17 protein-coding genes, 3 pseudogenes and 1 riboswitch are annotated in these 24,452 nt (G+C 51.5%); of the genes and pseudogenes, 3 read left to right on the plus strand and 17 right to left on the minus strand.

The features are described from left to right. Positions 1–410: 410 nt before the first annotated feature. From thiC to CD000_RS13715, 10 genes are all read right to left on the minus strand, one after another. A complete protein-coding gene (thiC, locus tag CD000_RS13665) occupies positions 411–2,099 on the minus strand; it encodes a phosphomethylpyrimidine synthase ThiC (protein ID WP_096225865.1) in 1,689 nt (562 codons plus the stop codon). Positions 2,100–2,270: 171 nt separating this feature from the next. Next, positions 2,271–2,384: riboswitch (TPP riboswitch) on the minus strand. A gap of 135 nt (positions 2,385–2,519) precedes the next feature. Continuing rightward, positions 2,520–3,773 (minus strand): methyl-accepting chemotaxis protein, encoded by a 1,254-nt coding sequence (locus CD000_RS13670; protein WP_023633783.1) that lies wholly within the window; start codon positions 3,771–3,773, stop codon positions 2,520–2,522. Between the two features lie 286 nt (positions 3,774–4,059). Further along, positions 4,060–7,131 (minus strand): efflux RND transporter permease subunit, encoded by a 3,072-nt coding sequence (locus tag CD000_RS13675; protein ID WP_063329754.1) that lies wholly within the window; start codon positions 7,129–7,131, stop codon positions 4,060–4,062. Positions 7,132–7,282: 151 nt separating this feature from the next. Then, the gene (locus CD000_RS13680) at positions 7,283–7,516 is read right to left on the minus strand and encodes a hypothetical protein (protein ID WP_369806584.1); all 234 of its coding nucleotides are present in this window, start codon (positions 7,514–7,516) and stop codon (positions 7,283–7,285) included. Between the two features lie 48 nt (positions 7,517–7,564). Continuing rightward, positions 7,565–8,752, minus strand: a complete 1,188-nt coding sequence (locus CD000_RS13685; protein ID WP_047817716.1) for an IS701 family transposase — start codon at positions 8,750–8,752, stop codon at positions 7,565–7,567. A 187-nt stretch (positions 8,753–8,939) separates the two neighbouring features. Then, on the minus strand, positions 8,940–9,794 hold the full coding sequence (locus tag CD000_RS13690) for an Rpn family recombination-promoting nuclease/putative transposase (protein WP_011888356.1): 855 nt from the start codon (positions 9,792–9,794) through the stop codon (positions 8,940–8,942). A 172-nt stretch (positions 9,795–9,966) separates the two neighbouring features. Next, a complete protein-coding gene (locus CD000_RS13695; protein WP_011229872.1) occupies positions 9,967–10,380 on the minus strand; it encodes an RDD family protein in 414 nt (137 codons plus the stop codon). A 285-nt stretch (positions 10,381–10,665) separates the two neighbouring features. Further along, positions 10,666–11,532 carry a PAS domain-containing protein gene (locus CD000_RS13700; protein ID WP_233130452.1) on the minus strand — a complete coding sequence of 289 codons (867 nt, stop codon included), beginning with the start codon at positions 11,530–11,532 and terminating at the stop codon, positions 10,666–10,668. A 6-nt stretch (positions 11,533–11,538) separates the two neighbouring features. Further along, positions 11,539–11,871 carry an STAS domain-containing protein gene (locus CD000_RS13705; protein ID WP_033010855.1) on the minus strand — a complete coding sequence of 111 codons (333 nt, stop codon included), beginning with the start codon at positions 11,869–11,871 and terminating at the stop codon, positions 11,539–11,541. Positions 11,872–12,177: 306 nt separating this feature from the next. After that, positions 12,178–12,450 (minus strand): ATP-binding protein, encoded by a 273-nt coding sequence (locus tag CD000_RS13715; protein WP_233130453.1) that lies wholly within the window; start codon positions 12,448–12,450, stop codon positions 12,178–12,180. Between the two features lie 338 nt (positions 12,451–12,788). On the opposite strand from CD000_RS13715, the gene CD000_RS13720 reads away from it, so the two are divergent. Beyond that, positions 12,789–13,667, plus strand: a complete 879-nt coding sequence (locus tag CD000_RS13720) for an IS982-like element ISGsp1 family transposase (RefSeq protein ID WP_004439648.1) — start codon at positions 12,789–12,791, stop codon at positions 13,665–13,667. A gap of 244 nt (positions 13,668–13,911) precedes the next feature. On the opposite strand, the pseudogene CD000_RS19495 reads toward CD000_RS13720, so the two are convergent. The 7 genes and pseudogenes from CD000_RS19495 to CD000_RS13755 form a co-directional block, all read right to left on the minus strand. Beyond that, positions 13,912–15,141, minus strand: a pseudogene (locus tag CD000_RS19495) (response regulator transcription factor); the annotation flags it as partial. A 60-nt stretch (positions 15,142–15,201) separates the two neighbouring features. Next, positions 15,202–16,176: pseudogene (locus tag CD000_RS13730) on the minus strand (transposase). Positions 16,177–16,297: 121 nt separating this feature from the next. Then, positions 16,298–16,729: pseudogene (locus CD000_RS13735) on the minus strand (PocR ligand-binding domain-containing protein); the annotation flags it as partial. A 205-nt stretch (positions 16,730–16,934) separates the two neighbouring features. Further along, positions 16,935–18,344 (minus strand): phosphomannomutase/phosphoglucomutase, encoded by a 1,410-nt coding sequence (locus tag CD000_RS13740; RefSeq protein WP_096225866.1) that lies wholly within the window; start codon positions 18,342–18,344, stop codon positions 16,935–16,937. Next, complete coding sequence (locus tag CD000_RS13745; protein ID WP_096225867.1) at positions 18,295–19,410, minus strand: YyaL domain-containing protein; 1,116 nt, start codon at positions 19,408–19,410, stop codon at positions 18,295–18,297. The genes CD000_RS13740 and CD000_RS13745 overlap by 50 nt, the downstream gene beginning before the upstream one ends. After that, entirely contained in the window at positions 19,391–20,578 is a 1,188-nt protein-coding gene (locus CD000_RS13750) for a glycosyltransferase family 4 protein (protein WP_096225868.1), read from the minus strand. Before CD000_RS13750 ends, CD000_RS13745 begins: the two co-directional genes overlap by 20 nt. Continuing rightward, positions 20,575–21,618 (minus strand): nucleotidyltransferase family protein, encoded by a 1,044-nt coding sequence (locus tag CD000_RS13755; RefSeq protein ID WP_096225869.1) that lies wholly within the window; start codon positions 21,616–21,618, stop codon positions 20,575–20,577. Before CD000_RS13755 ends, CD000_RS13750 begins: the two co-directional genes overlap by 4 nt. A 291-nt stretch (positions 21,619–21,909) precedes the next feature. Here CD000_RS13755 and CD000_RS13760 point away from each other — a divergent pair, with 291 nt between their 5' ends. After that, on the plus strand, positions 21,910–23,082 hold the full coding sequence (locus CD000_RS13760) for a Gfo/Idh/MocA family protein (protein WP_096225870.1): 1,173 nt from the start codon (positions 21,910–21,912) through the stop codon (positions 23,080–23,082). 715 nt (positions 23,083–23,797) lie between these two features. Next, the gene (locus CD000_RS13770) at positions 23,798–24,385 is read left to right on the plus strand and encodes a methyl-accepting chemotaxis protein (protein WP_233130455.1); all 588 of its coding nucleotides are present in this window, start codon (positions 23,798–23,800) and stop codon (positions 24,383–24,385) included. Positions 24,386–24,452: the final 67 nt, after the last annotated feature.

The following is a 24,452-nucleotide window of genomic DNA, read 5'->3' on the forward strand; positions in this document are numbered from 1 at the left end:
AACGCGATCCACCTTCTGAAACCCGGCCCTTTCGCCATAAAAAAAAGCGGCCGGCATCATCCACGGTTCGATGACGCAACTGGCCGCTGTCTATGGAAGCGAAGCGCCGGCGAAGGCGCCGCGATAGACTGCGCAGTTTTCCCCGCATGATCATTCTATGACTAGAAATTTGCACCTTATGCCATTATCATAATCAATCCGAAACGATTTGTAAATATATTTTTTAAAAATTATATATTTTTAAAATAATAAGGAACCGCACCAATTTGCAGAACAAACAAGAGGGGCAATGAACGTTCGCCCCCCTCCGCTGCTTCGATCAGCACTGAGCGCCTTCCAGCTCATGCTTTTTCCGTTGATCGAACTTCCATATTCTCTCCACCATGCCGAGCATCGCAGCCCGCTTCTTGTCATTGATACAGCGACGAGCCTTGCCGAATAAATTGTTGCGCTTTTTCTTTCATCCCTTCCTCTTTGATTTGCCGCTGCAGCTCGTGCGAAATGTTCATCGAACAAAACTTCGGCCCGCACATCGAACAAAAATGAGCTGTTTTCGCCGCCTCGGCCGGCAATGTTTCATCATGGTACTCACGAGCCCGTTCCGGGTCAAGCGACAAGTTGAACTGATCGTTCCAACGAAATTCAAAGCGCGCTTTCGAGAGCGCGTCGTCACGCTGCTGAGCGGCTGGATGCCCTTTTGCCAGATCAGCCGCATGGGCGGCGATTTTATAGGCCACGACCCCGGCGCGTACGTCCTCTTTATTCGGCAACCCTAAATGTTCTTTGGGCGTTACGTAACAAAGCATCGCCGTTCCATAAGCGCCAATGATGGCGGCGCCAATCGCTGACGTAATATGGTCATACCCGGGCGCGATGTCGGTGACAAGCGGCCCTAACGTATAAAACGGCGCTCCATGGCAAATGTCCTGTTCCCGCTCGACATTTTCGCGAATTTTATGCATCGGAATGTGGCCCGGCCCTTCGATCATCACCTGCACATCATGCTTCCAGGCGATTTTCGTCAGCTCGCCAAGCGTTTCCAGTTCCGCAAACTGCGCCTCATCGTTCGCATCGGCGATGGAGCCGGGGCGCAAGCCGTCGCCAAGGGAGATCGCGACATCGTATTGTTTCAAAATCTCGCAGATTTCTTCAAAATGCGTATACAAAAAGTTTTCTTCATGATGGGCCAAACACCATTGGGCGATGATCGAGCCGCCGCGCGAGACAATTCCGGTCGTCCGGTTGGCGGTGAGCGGAATGTAATGAAGCCGCACACCGGCGTGGATCGTCATGTAGTCGACTCCTTGTTCAGCCTGCTCGATGAGCGTCTCGCGGTACACGTCCCATGTCAGCTTCTCCGGCACCCCTCCTACCTTTTCGAGCGCCTGATAAATCGGCACCGTTCCCACGGGGACCGGCGAATTGCGGATGATGTACTCGCGTGTTTCATGAATGTGTTTGCCGGTCGACAAATCCATGACCGTATCGGCGCCCCAACGCACCGCCCAAAGCAATTTTTCCACTTCGTCTTCAATCGATGAAGAAACAGCCGAGTTGCCGATATTGGCATTAATTTTCACATGGAAACGACGGCCGATGATCATCGGTTCGCTCTCTGGATGGTTAATATTGGCCGGAATAATGGCCCGACCAGCGGCGACTTCTTGGCGGACAATTTCTGGATCGATTTGTTCACGAATCGCGACAAACTCCATTTCTGGCGTAATGATCCCCCGTTTGGCGTAATGCATTTGTGTCACTGTTTTTCCGGGCTTTGCCCTCAATGGACGGCGCACAAACGGAAGCGAACGTTGGATCGCAACAGAAGACCGCTCCATTTCCTCCACATCGCCGCGCTCGACAATCCAGCGGCGACGAAGAGGAGGCAAGCCTTTCTCCACGTCCGGTTCAAAATCGGGATCCGTATACGGGCCCGTCGTATCGTAGACACGCACCGGTTTGTTTTCCACCATTCCTTGCGGCGTTTTCGTTGGCGACAAAGCAATTTCTCTCATCGGCACGCGCACATCCGGGCGCGACCCTTCGATGTACACTTTGCGGCTTTCCGGAAACGACATAAACGAGCGGATGTTTTCCATGCGTGGCTTCCCCTTTCAACATAAAATGATGAAAAATCAGATCTGAAGCCACACCGTCTGAAGCGGGGCAAACACGAGAATAGGCGATGGCGGCCGATTCAAAATAAAAACAGGTTCCGACACCGGAACCTGATCGAAGGCAAAAGGCCAAATGAACAAGACACGTCCATCTGTTCCCGCTGCCTGCTTCCCTACGCTGGCATGACCCAGATCAGGTTCAAAGGGTCAAAGAACTTCATCGCGTTCTTTTCTCAGCCCGGCTCTCGGACTCCCCTAGCAGATAAGCGTATCACAATGATGACTGACTTTTTTTATTTTATCAGGCAATTGGCAAAGATGCAAACCATTTTATTCCAAACGTTGACTCCCACACGTCGTTTGAAAGCCCCTCTTTCTCGAAGAAAGCGTCCTTTTCCTCACTCACACAGAAAATTTCTTCAGCATTGCCCGCATCTCGTCCGCCATCTGACCGAGCGATGTCGACGAAGAGGCGATTTCCTCGACGGAAGCCATTTGTTCCTGGGTCGCTGCCGATACGTTGGCCGCACCAGACGCTGACTGTTCGACAATATTGGTCATCTGTTGGAGTGCGTCGTTCACTTGACGAGCATGCTCCGTCATTTGCTCGATGGCGGACGATACTTGTCCAATTTGTTTGCTCACTTGGCCGACCTCCTCACGGATATGGGCAAATGATTGGCCGCATGCCGCCGCAACGTTCAATCCTTTCGCCACTTCGGCGATCACCTGTTCGGCAGACGCAACTGCCCGCTTCGTTTCTTCTTGAATGTAACCGATCAGCTCGGAAATTTGTTGCGCTGAGCGCGCTGATTGTTCTGCGAGCTTCCTCACTTCGTCCGCGACAACCGCAAACCCTTTCCCTTGCTCGCCGGCGCGCGCCGCTTCGATCGCCGCATTGAGCGCCAACAAATTCGTCTGCGACGCAATGCCGGTGATCGCTTCCGTAATCTGTCCAATCTCGTTGGAGCGCTCCCCAAGCCCTTTCACCACCTGGCCGAGCGTTTGCACATGATCGTAAATGAACTGCATTTGCTCGGACATTTGTCCGATTGACTGCTTGCCGTCCTCTGCTTTCGCCGACGTTTTCTCGGCGCGGTGCGCCACATCTTTCGTATGGCAAGCGACGTCGCTCAATGTTTGGGAAATATCATGCACGGACGCAGCGGTGGTGCGGACAGCATCGGCCTGTTCCTCCGCACTTGCCGCAAGCGTTTCCATCGTTGTCGCAATTTGCTCTGTCGCTTTCGTCGTCTGTTCGGCGACAGCGGCAAGCTGCTGAGAATATTGCGCTACTTCTTCGGCATGATGTTGGATTTGCCCCATCACACTTTGCCAAGCATCTGCCATATCGTTTAACGACGCCGCAATCGGCCGCAGCTGCTGCACGCGATCAAGCGGTATGCGCACCGTCAAATCTCCGCCTGTCATCTTGCCTAAATGTTCGTTAATAACGGCAATCGGGGCAACAAACCGTCGATAGTTGAGCGTTGCCGAAACGAAGCCGAGCATCGCGCCAAACAGCACCGTAGCAACAAGCGTCCACCAAAATGCCGCCCCGCGAATGCCGTTGACCAGGCATGTGGCCATGCCGATCGCCGCTGTGCCAGGAATGACAACGAACATTGTGCGAATGATATAAGCGCTTAACGACAATCCATTCTCCTCCTTTTTTCTATATAAGTTGCAATAAAGATTTTCCGATTGTTCGATTCTGTTTTCCTTCATAACAAGTCATTTTGATAGAATGCAACGGGCGTTCTACTGGATGTAAAACAAAGTTTCAACTTATATAGTAATGTCTCCGCTTTTTCTAAGCAAGTAGCACTTTGCGGAGTGCAAAACGGAAATGTATTACAATTCTTTCTTCATATAATATGAAATTCCTTTGTACGTTTCCATAAAAAACGACCTCCCAATCGAGGCTGGGAGATCGTTTTCTTTAACCGCTATGCTTCATTTTTCTCGTTTCCTTATCAAACAAACTGTATACGACAGGGATGACGAACAATGTCAAAAAGGTGCTGCTAATTAAGCCGCCGATGACGGTGATGGCCAATGGCTGGTTCATTTCCGCTCCTTCGCCAATGCCAAACGCCAGCGGCAGCAACCCTAAAATCGTTGTCAAGGCCGTCATCAAAATCGGACGGACGCGCAATTTCACCGATGTGACAATCGCATCGTAGCTCGCCAAACCTTTTTCTTTCATTTGATTAATGTAATCAACAATCACGATCGCGTTGTTGACGACGATACCCGCAAGCACGATGACGCCGATAATCGCCATAACGCTAACTGGCGTTTTCGTTGCCATTAAGCCAAGCGCGACACCGATGGCCATCAGCGGCACGGTGAACATAATGACAAACGGATATTTCAGCGATTCAAATTGCGCCGCCATGACAAGGTACACGAACGTAATCGCTAAGGCAAAGGCAAGCAGCAAATCACCCAACGCCGATTCTAACAATTCGCGGTCGCCGCCAAAGACGATTTCCGTCTCTTCCGGAAGATGCAATTTCGCGATTTCTTTATCGACAATCGCGGACATCTCCCCTAAATTCGTCGTGTTTTTGTATTTTAATGTAAACTGAACGGCGTATTGCTCATCGATGCGATGAATTTGAACCGGGCTTTTCCCGATCGTAATATCCGCAATGTCGCCAAGCGGAATAAACGTGCCGTCTTGCTTTTTGATCAGCAGTTTTTTCAAATTGTCGACCGAGTTTTTCACCGATTCGTCGTATTCGACGTTAACGTTGTACAAATTCGACTCTTTATCAAGCATGCGTGTCGCCGTCACACCGCGTGTCATATCGTTGACCATCGTCGCCACTTGCGCTGGAGTAAACCCTTGCGCGAGCGCTTTTTCGCGATCGACTTTGATTTGAATTTCGTCGACTGTTTCCGAAATATCGGTCGTCAGTTCGTTCACTTCATCGAGTTTGCTTAAGCGGTCGTATATTTTTTCCACCGCTTTTTCCAGCCGCGCTTCATTCGTATCTTTCACGCTGAACACAAGCGTATTCGGCGTACTTCCTGCAGTCGATTGCAAGTTGATCGATACTTCCGCCGTTTGATTCGCTTTTTTCGCTGCCTGTTCCATATCGTTCTTTATGTCATCGACAACGTCAAATACGGAACGGTCTCGCTCGTCCAAGTCTTTCATTTTCACATATATTTCAGCAACATTGCTTTGCGATGTACCGCGGAACGCCTGCTCCTGCGTCGAGCCGATTAAGCTGACATACGCATCAATTTCTTTTACTTTTTTCAACTCGTCTTCAATGGCAGAAACAACCTTTTCCGTTTCGCGGAGGGCGCTGCCGTTGGCAAGGTTGACGCGGATGGAGAAAAAGCCTTCATCCGTATTCGGCAAAAACTGCATGCCGACTTTCGTAACGCCAAATAACCCGAAAGCTAACGTACCGATCGCAAGCAACAACACAATGATCCGATGGCGCAGCGACCATCTCACTATCTTGTCCAGACCGACAAGCATGCGCGAAGACTGGCGTTTTTCCTCGATGTTTTCGCGAGGCGGTTTTAACCAGCGGCTCGCCAGCATCGGCACGACCGTCAATGCCACGAACAATGACGCAAGCAAGCTAAACGAAATCGTTAACGCAAATTCGGTAAACAAATCGCCGATTAATCCCGTAATGAAAATGACTGGTACAAACACGGCCACCGTTGTCAACGTGGACGCGGTGATCGCAGCGCCGACTTCTTTTACCCCGTCTCTTGCCGCTTGTTTCGGATCTTTCCCCATTGATAAATGGCGGTAAATATTTTCGATCACGACAATCGAGTTATCGACGAGCATTCCGATACCGAGCGCAAGACCGCCAAGCGTCATCATGTTTAACGTAAAATCAGCAAAATACATTAACACAAACGTCACGATGACCGAATACGGAATCGCGATGCCGATAATAAGCGGGCTTTTTGCACTGCGCAAGAATAAAAACAGCACCAGCATCGCGAATACTCCGCCAAGAACGAGCGACTGAAAAATGTTCTGAATCGTCCGCTGAATAAAATCGCCTTGGTCAAATAAAACATCCGCATGAACCGCCGAAAATTTTTTCGTATCCAACAATTCGTTCAAGCGTTTTTCGAACGCTTTCGACACTTCTGCTGTATTGGCATCCGCTTTTTGCAGCACGCTTAATAATACAGAAGGCTTCTCGTTCGTGCGCGTAATCGTATCTTCTTTTTCCGGCACAATCGCAATATCGGCGATATCTTGCAAACGAACTTTTTCGCCGTTGAGCGGATTCACCGTGACAACGAGCTGTTTTAACGTATCAATGGAGTCGATCGTGCTGATAATCCGGGTCGTTAACTGCTTATCATCGATCACGACCGTCTCGCCTGGAAGCGAAATATCGTTGGCGGAGATAAAGTTGGCAATATCTTGCTGGCTCAGCTTATACGTTTTTAATTTCTCCTGGTCCAACAGCACCCGCACGTTTTTCGTCAACGTGCCGGAAACATTCACACTGGCGACCCCTTCTACCTTCGTCAGCTCTGCTCGCAGCTGATCCGCTAATTGTTTTAAAAGTTCCTCGTTCCCTTTCTTCGATGTTAATGTTAGCTGAATAATCGGGAACTGTGACGGGTCAAACTTCAAAAACCGCGGCTTGTTGACATCATCCGGAAGCGCCGTCTGATCGATCCGCTGCAATACATCGTTTTGCACATCATCAATCGATGTCGACCACGAAAACTGCAGCAAAATCAAATTAGAACCTTCCTGCGATGTCGATGTGATCGACTTTAGCCCAGGCAATGTCGACAAATTCGCCTCCAGCGGCTTCGTGACTTTCTCAAGCACTTCCTTCGGTCCCGCCCCTGGATAGCTCGTTACGACCACCCCGACTGGCGGATTAATATCCGGGATCAGCTTCATCGGGATATTGAACAGCGACACTGCTCCTAAAATCAACACTAAAATCATCGAAACGAGCGTAAAAACCGGTCTTCGTATCGAAAAGTCACTGATTTTCATCGTCTTCCCCCTCTTATGTAAACAAAAAAGTTTTCTTCTATAAGCCGCATCCACCACTCCCATTCGCGCCGTCCTCATCCATGGCGGCGGATGGAGATGTAGACGCTTGTCCATCGATGCAAAGCGATCAATAACAGTACAACCTGTTTGCCTAGCGATTTAACACATCCTCGTGTTCACGCAGACGGTAGTGGTCTTCCGCTGGACACATCCGCTTCCGGCCGATCGATTCATAAATGATTCCTGCCTCGCGCGCGCTTTCTAGGCTGTAACAATTCCGGCCATCAAACACGAACGGCGTTTTCATTAAGTTCGCATATTGGCGGACATCAAATTGCCGGATTTCCGGCCACTCCGTGAAAATAAAACAACTGTAGATGAGCATTTTTCATTACAATAATTTCCATGGTTAGAGAGACAAACAGGGTACCCCTTACGCGATACGGAGCTGTTTTTTGATCACATCAATGGGAATATCTTGCTTTGCAGCGTCATAAATGAACTCGACGACGCTGTGGTCTTTCCGCGACCGAAGAAGCTCCAGCCCGGTGGAGAGGTTTTGTCGGGATTCGGCGATGCTGTACACGCAGGAGAGCAGCACCACCGCCCAATACCGTTTCACCGCCCGAATGTGGCGAACGCGGTATCCATCCAGCTTCAGTTGATCTTTCGCCTGCCGGAAAAAGCACTCGATCGTCCAGCGCTGGGCGTAGTAACGCAAGATGTCTTCGTCCCCGAGTTCCCGGTCGGTGCTCAAGATGCAATGAAGATGTTCCGGCGCCATCGGCTGATCCGCCTTCCAAGCCAGCAGCACCACCGCGTCATCGAGGCCATGGATGGCCCCCTCATAGCGATACACGCGATAACGCTCCTGCCCCACCGTGACGAGGCGGGTGTCTTTGGACTCGATATAGCGGGCAAACTGCTTGGCTTGGATGGCGATGCCTTTCGGGTAGAGAATCCGGTTCGTCTTGAGCATCGCGATGACATGGAATCCCTGTTTCAGACAGGCTTCGATGAGCTTTTTGGACGGATACCACGAATCCATGAGCACATACACCGGCTGAGCCCGCTTCACCTTGAGCGAGGAAAGCATCTCGATCGCCAGGTCGATCTTGCTTTTTCCCGCTTTCTTGTCATACAGGCGGAACGCAAATGGGAACGCCTGCGTGAAGGTGTGCACCATCAGCCAAACGAGCGAATGCCCCCAGACCGATTGATGATCTTTATGCGAGTAGTGCCAGTCGCACCCTTGAATGGCGTGCACAGCCCGTGACGAAGGCTTTGTTTTTTGGCAAATCGTATCATCAATCGAAACAAAAAGGGGTTGATTCTTCCGTTTGGCCAGTCGTTCGACCTGGGAAAGGATCCACTCTTGAAGCTTCCCAAGCAGCCTTTCCTCGTTCCAAGGGCTTTTCGTGAAAAAGTGACTGAGCGTCGTTCGATGATTCGGATGAAAGCTCCAGTAATGAATATCAGTCAATGTTCCCGAGAATCCCTTGGTGGTCAAGGCATCGACAATATGAATGAGATGCTTGATGACCGGTTTGGAAAGCTGCAGCGTCAACCCCAGCGTGAAGAAAAACTTGTGGATTCCTTGGTGATGTGCTAATCTATTCATGAGACATGAACCTCCTTGTGTGAATGGGTTTTGAGCACATCTATTTTACCCAAGGAGTCCGGTTCATGTCTCCTTTTTTGTTTAGTTGTCAATTTATGTAAGTGAATTTGCTCATCTACAGATACCACTTTAAAAAAATGACAGAGGGGCAATCGATGGCTCTCTGTTAAACATCACAATCACACCCTTATTTCAATTTTTCAATCTCTTCAATCGGCAGTTCGGTTAATTCGTGAATCGTTTGGATGTCGTACCCTTTTACCAACATCTTTTTTGCAATTTGTCGCTTTTCTTGTTGTAATCCTTTTTTTACACCCTCTTTTAATCCTTTTTGCTCATACGAAATTAACAATTCGAGCACTTGTTCTTTTTCTTTCGTTTCCATCTTGTTCACCTCGTTTCGTAATTGTTGTTCTTCTTCATCCGACAGTTGCACATATGTTTCGAAAAAGCCGATTAACAATCGTTGCTTTGCTTCGTCTAATTCCATGCGCACAAGCATGCGTAAAAATTGTTTTTTCAATTCAATTCGTTCACTTTCAGTATACCCCATTTTGCTTAACAGCGCAGCGGCGATCGGGTTGTCGTTGCGAATATAATGACGCCAGTTTTGTTTGCGCAGCTCGACGGTGAAAAAACGGAAGTGGAGTATGTTCCCAAATGGAAGTCGAAGCGTAAATGAGGATGGTTCGTCGCGGATGGTATCGTAGCTAAAGACGGCAATCGGAACGATGTTTGTGCGGTATTTTTCAAACAAGCGGCTGAAGTAAATAAACATACGCTCTGGAAACGATGGTTGAACGTAGCTTTGGTTTTCGATATGGACGATAATTAAACCGTCTTCCCCTTTTAGCTTCGTTTCCACTAACAAATCAACGCGATATTTTTCCCCAGCGGTCACGTCCGTGAACAGTTCTTCAGATAAAAATGATAAATGGTGAAAATCAATATGCTCGTGCACTTGCGGGAAAAAGAGAAGAATAAACTCTTCAAAAAACGTTGTGATGAGCTCTTTAAACAAGCGGTCGTGATCGACGGCCATACATTTACCTCACCTCCAAAAATTTTACATACTTTTTCGACAAAACGAACCAAATTCCTGCTTGGGAATGAATTTTTTAAACAAAAGCAGAGAGCCAATCTATGACCCTCTGTTTCTACAAATCTCGACATATATCGGGGCGTGACAGGCACGCTGCACATTTTTCCATTGTTTACACCGTCGGTTTTTCCGTTGTCACATACGTCCCAGCGATAAAATCGTGAATCGACCGTTTGTCTTCTCTTGCAGCTACCATAATCGCACTAATAATGAGACCAATGCCAAACGTGATAAAGTATACGAGTCCACCAACGAACGAGCGCAAAAACATCGTGCCGACCCCAACTTTTCCGCCGTTGACTTTCGCAATCCGGATGCCAAGCATCCGCTTGCCGACCGTATATCCGTACCAAACAGCCGGAACGATTAACGCGTAAAGGATGTTCGCTAATGACGTAAACCAGTTCGTTTCCCAACTGCCAGTGATGAAATAGCCGATGATCGAAATCGGAATGCCAACGACAATCGCATCCAACAAGTTAGCCAACAGCCGCTTCCAAAATCCAGCCGGATTCGTCACCGCCATATGTCTTCCCTCCTGTTGCCTTTTCTATATTGTATTCGCAATCAACAGCGTAATTGTCTTTATTTTAACCTGAATTGTGGAAAGGAATCTATACTATAGTTTGGTGTTTGCCGCCATTATTGGGCGGCAGGAGTGAATGCGTCTTTTCACGATCCGTAAAAAAGATAGCCCAAAAGGCCATTTTTGCAACCGAGACACAGTTGGCTGCCGTGCCGTTTCATACATAAAGAAAAAGCAGCTTGTGAAGCGGATCGATCATCCGATATAGGCGGCTTTTCCCCTCGTTTAGCCAAGCTTGGCCACCACCGCCGAAAAATCGTCCGGAAGCGGCCCTTTTTGCGCAAAATGGCGGCGCAGATGGTCCAAAAGCATCTGCTCGTCCAATAAAAACAAGTAAAAAGCGATTCCTCCATCATGGCCGGGCACAGCCCGCACCGTCGTCTGCCTGACATAGACCGAACTGTTTTTCCGCCGCCAGCGCACCCATCCCCTCCATTCCCCGCTTTTCCCCGTTCCCGCTTGAATCACCTCGTAAAGCCAGGCCTCGTAATAACCCGCGTAAAGCGTATGCAACGGCTGACCGACAATCTCTACACCATGGCCAGTGATTTTTGTGAACGCCGGATTGACAAATTGAACGACAAACTGTCCATCGGTTACGAGCATCGCCTGTTCCATCACTTTGTACACTTGTTCAGCGAGCTGCCGTTCATTCTCGTTTCGCTTTGCTTCTGTCAGATCAGCGACAATCCCGCTGACAAGCCTCACTTCCCCGAATTGGCCAAGCACAGGAAACGTCCGTTCAAGCACCCAGCGGACGGAGCCATCCCGCTGATTGATGATGCGATACGTTTGGGCGCCCGCATCCGCTTCCGAAAGGAGCGACCATTTTCTTTCCGCCTTGGCGCGGTCATCCGGGTAGGACACTTTTGCCCATATGTCTTGATCGTGGTAAAAGTCGTCCGGAGGCAGGCCGTACAGCTGCTCGCATGATGACGAAATGAACAAGAGCCGCCTTTGTTCCGGCGCTGCGAGCCAATACACATAATCGTCCGGCCCAACGAATACATTCATTTTTTCCAAGCCGAGAAGCAACTCTCGCCACGCGAGGTGGTCATAACGTTGAACATGTTCCCAAAACCCATCCACCATAGAACGTCATTCTCCACTGAAATAATCCATGGCTTCCTTCTCTGTGGCAAATAGTTTGATAAACGAAGAAAATTTGACAATATGGAAAATTTCTGCAAGCGACCCTTCCACTCCGGCAATGACCAACTCTTTTTGTCGGGCTCTCGCCTCCATGACGCTGTCAGCGATGACACCGAGTCCGGCGCTGTTAATGTAGTTGACCCCCTCCATGTTGACGATCAATTGGTCCGCTCGTTTGTCCAGCAACCTCTCCAGCGCTTGACGGAATGATTCGACGTTGTTTAAGGTAATATCTTCTACCCATGTCAGCGTGCAAATTGCCCCTTGTTTTGTCTCCATCTTGTTTCCTCCCAATGGTCACTCATTTTTTTGCATTTGCACATGCAAAACAAGACGTTGTTTCCCGCTTGCTTCACGTATACATCGTCGACGATATGGGTGATCAGCTGCAGCCCCCTGCCGCGCGGCCCAGTGTTGACGACATCAGTTTGGGCTACGGAGAAGCATCCTCCTCGCTGTTTGACAATGATCATAAACTGTCTCGCATCAATTTTCTAAAATATCCTAAATGGCAGTTTTAAATGGCAGTTTTCTCGTTTTTTGGCTCTTCACCAAAAGTTGTACTTGATTTTTTCTGAACATACCCTATTTACGCTTGTGAGGGAAAATCAGCACTTTTTGCCTATCCTTACGCAGGAAACCGCATTGCTTGTCAAGTACATGTTGTGGTGAAGAGCCCGTTTTTTGACAATATTCATACGCATTCGTGCACACTTCCTCTGTCGCGAGCCGAAGAAAAAGGCAATCGCGCGGCAAAAACCCCATTCTCTTCGCCAGTTCCTCGGTAATGTCCATCGCTTTTAAAATGTCCGCCGTTTTCACGATCGCCATCGTTCGGATCATGGCCTTGGGCTTCATCGGCATTCCCCTATCCTTGTTATGCTTATGCGCCGGCCAAAGCAACATGGCAGCTTTTCCACTATCCCACGTTCCAGCGCTGGGGAAAACGGATTCGAATGCTATTTTTCTCCTTTATTGTTCCATCTATATAAGTTGCAATAAAGATTTTCCGATTGTTCGATTCTGTTTTCCTTCATAACAAGTCATTTTGATAGAATGCAGCGGGCGTTCTACTGGATGTAAAACAAAGTTTCAACTTATATAGATAAAACTCAGACAAGCATAAAAATAGCCCTTGCTGGCGGATCTCCAGTAGAATGGAAGTGTCACCCAACATTCGAAAGGAGAGATCCCCCATGCAAGAGCACTTTCATTTTACTACAGATCCAGCCAAACTTCAAAAACAATATGCCGCTATTTTCTGTTTTGTTTCTGCCCAACTGTCGTTGATTCAAATGTATCTTCATCGCCGCAACCGTCACTTGGTCAAGCAAGAAGACGAAGTGGTCATGGCGGTTCACCTTTTGGGGAAGCTGCTGGGCTTTTCTTCCGAACGAGCCTGGCATCGTTTTGTCACGGGAAATTTGTTCACAAACGGCTCGTTTCTTGAACGCTCCCGATACAACCGCCGCTGCCGAGCGCTTGGTTTCGCCATCAAATGGATCCGTCATGAGCTGGCGAAACGTGGCCAACACCATGCTTATGCGGTCGTCGACAGCTTGCCTCTTCCGTTGTGCCATCCCGCAAGAATGCAGCGCGTCAAGCGATTTCGAGGGATCGCGGATATGGGGTATTGTGCTTCCAAAAAGCAATGGTACTACGGTTTCAAGCTGCATCTTCAAGTGACCAATCAAGGGCTGGCCATGGGCTATGTCGTGACGGAAGCGTCCTGCCACGACGTCAAAGCTGCTGAAACGGTGATGACTCAAATCCCTCATCCCTACAACTTTGGGGACAAAGGGTACATCAGCCACGCTCTTCGAGAAAAGCTGTACGAAGAACACCAAGCCGCGTTCTGGACACCGTCTCGACACAATCAAAAGCACGGCCCATCCAAGGCATGGGAAGAATGGATCAGGAAAAAACGCAAAGTCATCGAGACGGTGTTTTCGATTCTCGTAGACCAATACCGGATCACCGACATTCGAGCGAATTCCATGGCCGGGTTTGAAGTGGCACTCGATGGCATCTTGTTGGCTTATTCCTTGGTCACACTAGGGCTGGTTGAGCGCTGACGCTCAACTAGCACCACGGGTTTCAAATAAGAATTGCGATAGACCTTTTTGACTTGAACGTTCATAAGAGAAAAACTCCTTTACGTTCCTTGTGTGTCAAGGATTCATTCGACATCGGAACGAAAAAATCCTCCCGATTTTCGTCGAGAGGGTGCGAAATGTGAGATACAAAATGGGGTTCATTCCAATTTCCTACATCCAAAAAAAAAAGACATCATGGCACCCATCGTCCAATGATGTCCCCTTATCGGCGCTGCCGGCGGTGGTTTAGTTGATACACAAGGGCGATCAACTGCGACCGGTCATTGACGCCAATTTTTTGAAAAATGTTCGTAATATGATTTTTCACGGTATGGACGCTAATGAACAGCCGTTCTGAAATTTCGCGATTGCTGTAGCCTTGAATGAGCAGCTCCAATACATCCATCTCCCGGGCTGTCAACTGCTCGGACAACATGTCGATATTGACCGTCCCATCATTCCCACCGTGGGCCTTGCCGCTAATCATCATCGCCCCAATCGCGGCCAGCGCCGTCATATACACTTCCGCCTCTTTCGCTTCCCTTCCTTTCTTTATATGAACGGCGAGAACGCCATAGCGGCCATCGCCGACGAAAAACGGCACTTCCATCACCGATTTGCCCTCGACATCAAGCAACGCCGGCACCTCGCTTTTCGCCTTCTCGCCGTGACAGCCATAGCGACGGCAGACATCATCCCGATAACGAACGGCCATTTCTACGTCCATCGCCCCTTCGTGGACAACGGCTGTTTGGCCATCGCTAGACCATACCACGCAGACGAAATCCCCGTAAGCAAACTCCGCGGCGAATTCGGCCATCATCCGGATGATTTCTTCCTCATTCTGCACCATACGCATGGCCCGTCCAATTTCCACCAACATCGAAAGGCGCATCAAATGGCGGTCCATTTTCATATCGGCCTCTGTACATTTAGCCAGGAGCAGCCAATGTTGAACGAGGGCGGAGCCGACCGAACGAAGCGCCGCCGGCAGTGAAGAGGCCGCCTCGCTGCCGATCATGACCCATCCTTCCATTGTTTTCCCGTACATCGCCGGATACGCAATCATCGCTTTCGGGCGGATGCCATGGCGGACAAAAAAGGAAAAGCGTGGATCCAAAGCGGCATCTTGAACGTAAACCGAACGAAGCGGCGGCTCCGAAGACGAAAGCGGCGGAAACAGCGCATCGATCATTTTGCCGCGCAGCTTTCCAGCCTTTTCCCCGCTTGCCGCCGCCACCATCCATCCTTGCGGACACTTGGCGATATACAACGCCATATCGACGCGTTCATCGAACGCTCGCAACTCAAAAAGCAGCTTGTCCACGTCCGCTAGGGCGGAGCTGTCCGCAACCACTGCTTCGAGCCGTTTTCCGTATTCACAGCATTGTTGCTTGCGGCGCTCGCCGCTGATTAATTCCCCGCATATGACCGCCATCTTTTCTATATCTCTGTAGATGAGCATTTTTCATTACAATAATTTCCATGGTTAGAGAGACAAACAGGGTACCCCTTACGCGATACGGAGCTGTTTTTTGATCACATCAATGGGAATATCTTGCTTCGCAGCGTCATATATGCACTCGTCGACGCTGTGGTCTTACCGCGACCGACGAAGCTCCAGCGCAGTAGAGACGTTGTGTCGGGATCCGGCGATGCTGTACACGCAGGCCAGCAGCACCACCGCGTCATCGAGGCCAGGGATGGCCCCCTCATAGCGATACACGCGATAACGCTCCTGCCCCACGGTGACGAGGCGGGTGTCTTTGGACTCGAGATAGCGGGCAAGCTGCTTGGCTTGGGTGGCGAGGCCTTTCGGGTAGAGAATCCGGTTCGTCTTGAGCATCGCGATGACATGGAATCCCTGTTTCAGACAGGCTTCGATGAGCTTTTTGGACGGATACCACGAATCCATGAGCACATACACCCGCTGAGCCCGCTTCACCTTGAGCGAGGAAAGCATCTCGATCGCCAGGTCGATCTTGCTTTTTCCCGCTTTCTTGTCATCCAGGCGGAACGCAAATGGGAACGCCTGCGTGAAGGTGTGCACCATCAGCCAAACGAGCGAATGCCCCCAGACCGATTGATGATCTTTATGCGAGTAGTGCCAGTCGCACCCTTGAATGGCGTGCACAGCCCGTGACGAAGGCTTTGTTTTTTGGCAAATCGTATCATCAATCGAAACAAAAAGGGGTTGATTCTTCCGTTTGGCCAGTCGTTCGACCTGGGAAAGGATCCACTCATGAAGCTTCCCAAGCAGCCTTTCCTCGTTCCAAGGGCTTTTCGTGAAAAAGTGACTGAGCGTCGTTCGATGATTCGGATGAAAGCTCCAGTAATGAATATCAGTCAATGTTCCCGAGAATCCCTTGGTGGTCAAGGCATCGACAATATGAATGAGATGCTTGATGACCGGTTTGGAAAGCTGCAGCGTCAACCCCAGCGTGAAGAATAACTTGTGGATTCCTTGGTGATGTGCTAATCTATTCATGAGACATGAACCTCCTTGTGTGAATGGGTTTTGAACACATCTATTTTACCCAAGGAGTCCGGTTCATGTCTCCTTTTTTGTTTAGTTGTCAATTTATGTAAGTGAATTTGCTCATCTACAGTATATCTTTTAACTTCGCTTCGACTGCCCGCGCCGGCAGCGCCACCGATCGTTCGATGGCTGACACCCACTTTCCGCCGGCTGCCAGCGGCTGTTCGCAAATGAGCCATTTCGTTTCTTCCTCGATAAACACGCCCGCCCAAATCCAATATTCCGCCTTCTCATCGACAAACACGGGAGCGACGATGCTTTTCATGCCAGAACGCCCGACCGGTACGACCGATGGACGCTGCCATCCGTCAATAACAAGTTCTCGCGGGCAGAAAAACGATGGCGCTTCCTTTTCAGCTGCAAACAAAACGAGCTCCGCCAGCTCGGTCATATTCGATACTTTCGTCACGGGAGCGCCGTGATCATCGACGATCAGCATGCTCAACTCCGTCAATGCCGCGTATGCATCTTGAATATATTGCAACGATTCACGGATCACCACGCCTTCAACTCTCCTACAACTCGTTTTTACCCCTATCTATTATGGACAAATAAATCAAGCTTTAACCCCCTGCGACAGCAAAAACAAACCGGCGCCGGCGGCCCACACGAGATAGCGGGCGCCGCGCCGGAAAAGAGTTTTTGCGCCAAACAGAGCGCACCATCAAGAACAGGCCCAAGCATTTCGGGCAGCTTGGAAATGAACATCACCAATCGATGCACAATTCAAGAGCATGGAGACAATCAGCCAGTTGCCGCTTAATCTCCGCCAGCGCTTCCTCCGTCTTCGCTTCTGCGCGTAAGACGAGAATCGGCTGCGTGTTCGACGGCCGCACCAACCCCCAGCCTTCCGGGAACTGGATGCGGGCGCCATCGACGTCAACAACCGGATAGCGGCCAGCGAACCGGTTTTTCACCGCAGCAATGGCAGCTGGTTTTTTCTCTTCCGGACAAGCAACTCGCGTCTCCGGCGTCGCGGCGTACCGTGGCACATCGGCAAACCACTCGGACAGCGGGCGCTCATCGTGCGACAGTAATCGAAGCAGGCGCCCAGCGGCGTACAGTGCATCGTCATAGCCGTAAAACTCATCATTGAAGAACAAATGGCCAGACATTTCACCAGCAAACGGGATCTCCGGACGACGGCGCAACGTCGCTTTGACGTGCGAATGGCCGGTGCGATGGAAGAACGGTTTCCCGCCGAGCCGCTCAATTTCCTCAACGAGCGCTTGCGAACATTTCACTTCGACGGGCGCGTCGGCTCCCGGATGGCGCTTCAAAATCTCGCGCCAGAACAGCACCATCAGTTGGTCGCCCCAACGGATCGCACCCGTTTCATCCACAACCCCGATCCGATCGCCGTCGCCGTCAAACGCGATGCCAAGATCCGCCTGCTCCTTGCGCACCATCTCAATCAAGTCCGTTAAGTTCTCCGGCACGACCGGGTCCGGATGATGGTTCGGAAACGTTGGATCGGATTCACAGTAAAGCGGGACGACATCGCACCCCCATTCTTTGAGCACTTGTGGCGCAATGATCGATGGGGTGCCGTTGCCGCAGTCGACGACGACCTTCAGCTTGCGCGGACCGAGTTGGATTTTCTCCTTCAACATCTTGATATATGCCGGAGCAAGGTCCAACGTTTCCTCGCGCCCGCGCGCTGTTTCAGGACGCGGCTGTTCCTGGCTGAGCCGCTCCATCGCCCGCCGCAGCGCTTGGATGCGCTCGCCATAAATTGTCGTTTTCCCCATGGCGATTTTAAATCCGTTCTCATCGCCTGGGTTATGGCTGGCGGTGATGATCATGCCGCATGGAATGTTCGTGTAGTATAAGCTGTAGTAAAACATCGGCGTCGTCGAAAGCCCAATATCGACGACATCGCAGCCGCCATCGAGCAGCCCATCTTTGAGCGCCCGATGCAAGCCAGGCGATGATAGACGATTGTCATGACCGACAACCGCCCTCTTCTCGCCTTCCTTTTGCATCATGTCGGCAAAGGCCCGTCCGAGCCAATACGCGAACGACTCATCGAGCTCCTCTCCGGCTCGTCCGCGGATGTCGTATTCTTTAAACACGTGTGCCGGCCATGTGAACGGTTTCGTTGTTGACGTATTCATCGACAACCACCTCCACCGAAATCGATTGAGCGATTGCTGCGGTTAACAAGTAAGATAATGTCGATTCTGCCCCCCGATTCGGGTTCGGGCCGTTCGGGCCAAGCCCGTCGCAGCAACTGCCGTCGCTTGGGTCGGCAAGCGGCGCCTTGCCGTCGTTTTGTCCGTAAAACCAAGCGAGGCAGCGGCGGACGACGCCACGATAACGCTCGTCGTCCGTTGCCCAATACGCTTCGCGCGCCGCCAAAGCGAGCTTCATCACATCAAGCGGCTGTTGATCCCAATCGGCGCGGTAGCGGCGGCTGCACCAACCGCGGTTGCCGACCGGACGAATGACACCTCCCGGTCCGCTCATTTTTTCAATAAGGAAAGCAAGGCTTTTTTCCGCCACTTCCTTCACCTCATTCCGCGGCGCGCGCCGATATGCCGTCCAAAGCGCCCACGGCATCACCCCGTTGGCGTACGTCAACTCCGGCTCATACCAATGCCAATCATCGCCAGCATGCTCCCAATACGCCGCAAGCAGCCGCTGCTCAAGCCGTGCAGCCAAAGCGGCCACTTCCTCTTGATCGACGCCAAGCGGGCGTCCTTCTGTCAATAAGACGCCGCAAGTGGCCACCCCCCAGGCGACGCCGCGCAGCGAACGAAGCTCCCAAGCCGCCGGCATGGCCCGCCGCAACATCTCGGCTGCCGCCTCGCGCCGCGCCGGATCGCTGAGGCGAACGTAAGCCAACGCCGCCGCCCAAAACGACCGCCCGAAGCAGTCGTCTGACGGCGTTTCCTCTTCTTTTGTCCGATCGAAGAAAAAGTTGTTATGGAACGTGCCATCATCGTTTTGCGCCCAAAGCAAAAACGCCAAATACCGGTCAAGCAAACGGTGCAGCCGCTCTTTCTCTCCTTTGTCTTCACATAGCGCCAGCCATTCCAGGCACGCCCAAATGGCACGGGCGTTGTCATCGGTCGAATAACCCTCGCGACGGCGCGGGATGCGGCCAAGGCTATGCTCAAGCAATCCGGTGTCGTCAGTCATGCGCTCGAGATGGTCGAACTTAATGACTGACGGTGCCAATGGTCTTCACCTCCCCACGTTTCGCGGCGCACATGCGCGCAAACAAGGCGACATGCTGTTCGCCGACGCGCGGCCAATGCGTGTTTGCCCCGATTTGGCGCACCTTTTCCTCCCATCGCTTCAGCGCCGCCTCGTCGGCCAACAGCTGCCCGAGCCGTTCTTCCCAGGCGGCCGTATCACCATACGGCAACAACAGCTCTTCACAACCTTGCAACAAATCGCGCGCATGCTCATACGGCGTCGAAACGACCGGACGGCCGACGCCGACCGCATAGGCAAGCGTGCCGCTTGTGATTTGCTGCATGCCCGGGTACGGGGTGACGTATAGATCGCACGCCGTCAAATAATCGATCAATTCCTCTTCGCTGAAATACCGATCTTCCATGTGGACATGGCGCTCAAGCCCTAAACGGTGAATGAGCGATTTCAACTCCTCGCGATATGCTTCTCCTTCCCTCTTTTTCACTTCTGGGTGCGTCTGTCCGGCAATGACATACAGCGCTTCCGGCACCTTGCGCACAACGCCCGGCAATGCGGCTAAAACCGATTCAATCCCTTTGCCGCGGCTTAGAAGCCCGAACGTCAACATCACTTTGCGGCCGCTGAATCCGAGGCGTCGGCGAAGCGAATCGCGATTTTCGCTGCTTGGGCCTGGAGCACCGTGCGGAATGTAGACAATTTTTTCTTCCGGCAGGCCAAACGCTTTGACCAAATACGGAATCGCCTGCCGGTTCATGACGATGATCGCATCGCTTGCCGCCGCGATTTTCTCTTGAATCGGGCGATACGGCGGCTCAGGCTCGGCAAATACCGTATGGAACGTCGTCACAAGCGGTTTTTCTAGCACGGCGATGAAATCAAGAATGTATTCGCCCGCCTCGCCGCCGAAAATGCCGAACTCATGCTGCAATAAAACGACATCGATGTCGCTTTCATTCACCCGTTTGGCCATCTCGGCATACGCCGCGCGGTTTTGCGCCGGAAGCGGCCAATACGCCGGGTTGTGGCGATAGGCGTCATCGCCGTCGCTTTCGTTGTACAACACGATGACGCGGTCGCCATCGGACGGTCCGCGGACGCCGTCAATACTTTGCCGCAAATGTTCCGTAAACGTCGCCAGCCCGCACCGCCGCGGCGGATACGTGCTGACGTACGCGATTCGAATCATGCTTGCACCGCCTCCTTAAACTGGTTGATGATTGAATCCTCGAACACTTCTCCCGCCGTCGTCACCGTCCGATAGCCGAAAATGCTGTTTTGCAAACGGCTGCGGTCACGAATGACAGAGCGGTCCCAAACGATGGTCTGCGCGCAATGGACGCGGGCGCCGATTTGGCAGTGGTCACCGATGACCGCATTCGGGCCGATCACAGCCTGCCGTCCGATTTTCACATGGTCGCCGATGAGCACAGGCGGTACAAACAAGACGCCCGACCCAATCTCGACATGTTCGCCGACAAATACCCCTGGCTGGATTTCACGGCCTTTGAGCGGAACCGGAAACTCCCGGCTCAGCGCATCCCAATGCACTTGGCGATAGCGGGCCGGCGTCCCCATATCGCGCCAGTATCCGTCACTGACGATGCCATAGACACCGACATTCCTTTCGATCAGCAGCGGGAATGTTTCGCGTTCAATCGACACTTCCCGCTCCGCCGGGATATAGCGCATCACCTCTGGCTCCAAAATATACATGCCGGCGTTGATCCGGTTCGATGGCGCTTCTTCGCGGCGCGGCTTTTCGATAAAGCGCAAAATTCGCCCGCTGTCGTCTTGTTCTACGACCCCATAGGAAGAAGGATCGTCTACTTCCGTTAAAACAATGGTCGCCAAACCGCCATGTTGACGATGGAAATCAAGCAGCGGGATCAATTGCGGCAAATGCACAATGTCGGCGTTAAACACGAGAAACCGTTCCTTCAGCCAGCGCTCGGCGTTTTTGATCGCCCCAGCCGTTCCGAGCGGGAACGGTTCGAGCGCGTATGTAATCTTGACGTTCCAGCGCTTCCCATCTTCGAAATAGCGACGGATCACTTCTGAACAATGATGTGCGGCGATGACAAATTCGTTGACTCCTTGGTCGCGAAGATGAACGATAAGGTGTTCAAGCCATGGCCGATTCGCAATCGGGGCCATCGGTTTGGGGATGTTTTCGGTCAATGGACGAAGACGCGTACCTAATCCTCCTGCCAGCAACAATGCTTTCATTTCGTCATCCCTCCATATCTTTTTTTCACAAAAATAGACACCTTTTTTGACGGATGAACGAGAAAATGAAAGTAGTTCATAGATTGCTAGCACTCGGCTGCGATGGTTGCTAATAATAATATACATAATATTCCTCCTTCTATGCAAGCGAAATAATTGTCGGATGGTGTCGATGAGGAATGATTGATGCTTGCAAATTTCAAAACTTTCATTTTCTCGTTCTTCTTTTTCTTTGCGGTATAATGAGTATCGTTAATGCTATATATATGTGAGGGAGGAGGAGAATACGCCATGATTTCTTCATCATCTTTCCGTTACCATGTTGGCATTGCCGGTGCCGGCGCATTCGCTGAATTTTTAGCCGGCGCGCTCGCCCCGCTTCCTTCCTTCCATCTCGCCGCTGTCGCCGGGCGGACGGACGAAAAACGCCAGCGCGTCATCGACGCCTATCGCCGCCGTCAGCCGCAGGCGGGCGACGTGCGCGAATACCGCGAAGCTGAAGAATTGATCGTTGACCCGCATGTTGACATCGTCATTCTCACCACCCCGCCGCATTTGCACGCCCCGCTTGCCAAGCGGGCGCTTGAGGAAGGCAAACATGTGTTGCTTGAAAAGCCAGGCGGCCTCACCGCCGAGGCGCTGCGGGCGAACATCCAGCTCGCCGCCCGCCAAAACCGGGCGTTGGCGGTCAATCTCGTCCTTCGCTACCACCCGCTCGCAGAAGCTGTCAAGCAACTCATCCACCGCGCGTTTCTTGGCCCAGTGGACTACGCAAGCCTTCACAACGCGGCTCACCGCGTCGCCAAAGGCCATTGGTTTTGGGACGAGCGGCGAAGCGGCGGCATCCTGATCGAGCACGGCGTCCACTTTTTTGAAGTCGGTCGCGATTGGTTTGGCGAAGCGGTTTCCGCGCACGGATTCGCGTTGCGAGAACCAGACGGCACACGGCCGCGCGTCGGCGCTACGGTGATTCATGAAGGCAACGGACGGCGCATCCCCGTCCATTATTACCATGGCTTTACGATGGACCCCGCCGCTTCGGAATCGACGCACTGGGACATTCATACGACGCGTGGACGCATCACGCTTGACGGCTGGATCCCGATGCAGCTATCCGTCTCCGGCCTCGTCTCAACCGATGAGGCGGCGCATATGGACGCTTTGCTCGATGCCATTCCGAAACAACCGTCCTCCCGCGCCATCGAACAAGTCAGGCAAGCGGCCGACCGCCTGTTGCCGTCGGTTCCACGGTCAGACGCCCCGCGCATCCCGTACGAGCGCACCGTGGTGCTCTCGGACCGCCACGGGTGGTACGAAGCGATTGCCCAAACGCGCTTTCTTGACTTTTGCCGCTTGATCGAAAATCCGAATGAACGCGGTCTTGTCACGCTGCAAGACGCCATCGCCGACCTCGCTTTGGCCGAAGCGTGCACCGCCGCAGAAACATCATCGTCTGCCCGCTAGGCAGCGAAAAAACAAGCCTGTTGGGGCTGCTGTAAAGGCAGCTGTCAACAGGCTTGTTCGCGTTGATTTTCCCGCAATCACGTGTTTTCAATTGACGCCAACTGACATGCGCTTCCCGCTGACTGCGCGTCTTTGCCTTTCACGCGTTTGAAGCGGGAGTCTTCTTTCAGAACTATGGCAAAGAAGAGACAAATAGTAAAAAAGTGCTATATGTTTTACAAAAAGAAGAAAAATAGTAATTTAAATTACCCAAAAAACATGTTACTATATATTTGCAATATCAACCAGGATGCGCCATTAATTCATCCTATTTCGCGCAGGAGACTCCCACTTCAACGACCAAAGGGAGTAAGTGGGAGAGGAATGTGCGTTCCCCCTTTCTTTTGTGTATGATATAATAAAGGCATGGAGAAAACCGTTCAATAAAGGCACTCCAATAACGGCTGCTCGATGGATGGAGTTGGTTGCAGGAAACGTTGCAACCGTAAAACATCGAGCGTAGGTCTGTCTGTTGTGTGTGGAAGCCAAGTACTGCCAACAGACACACCGAGAGAATCGGTAACGATGCAGGCATGACCTGCGTCGTTGGGTAGTCGTCAACCTGCCCCCTGATGCAACCCCAAGTCAAGGAAGGAGGACGAAGTCCGTTTGCACTTCTGGGGAGTGGCAAGCCCCCACTTCAAGCGTTCGCGAAGTGGGGGTAGTTGACAAAAGAGTGAAATCATTAGAAAAACGTTCTGAAGAAATTGAGAAAATCCTTGATGTAATCAGCACCATCGCCGACCAAACAAACTTGCTGGCACTAAACGCAGCCATTGAAGCCGCTCGAGCCGGCGAGCATGGAAAAGGATTTGCCGTTGTCGCCGATGAAGTGAGAAAACTTGCCGAGCAGTCGCAATCATCCACGAAACAAATCGAGGAATTGATTGGGAAAATCCAACAAAGCACAACAGAAGTGGTCCGATATATGTCCCGTGTGACCGAAAATATTGAAGGTGGCCTTCACATTTCTACGCAAACAGCCCAACGCTTTTTACAAATCGTCCAAAATATGAAAGAAGTAGCCCCGCAAATCGAGGAAATCTCCGCGATTGCTGAGCAAATCTCAGCCGGCACCCAGCAAGTCACCGCATCCGCCCATCAGTTAGCGGGTATCGCGCGGGAAAATGCCGCCACATCCGAAGAAGTTGCAGCATCTGCTGAAGAACAGCTCGCTTCTATGGAAGAGATCACATCATCTTCGCAAATGCTCGCTAAAATGGCCGAAGATTTGCGGACATCCGTTCAAAGGTTCACATTGTAGACCATAGCGCGAATCAAAAACGGTTCTTCCTCCGGGAAAAACCGTTTTTCTTTCAATAGAGTCGACG

It is taken from the genome of Geobacillus sp. FJAT-46040 (assembly GCF_002335725.1).
Taxonomy (GTDB): Bacteria; Bacillota; Bacilli; order Bacillales; family Anoxybacillaceae; genus Geobacillus; species Geobacillus thermoleovorans.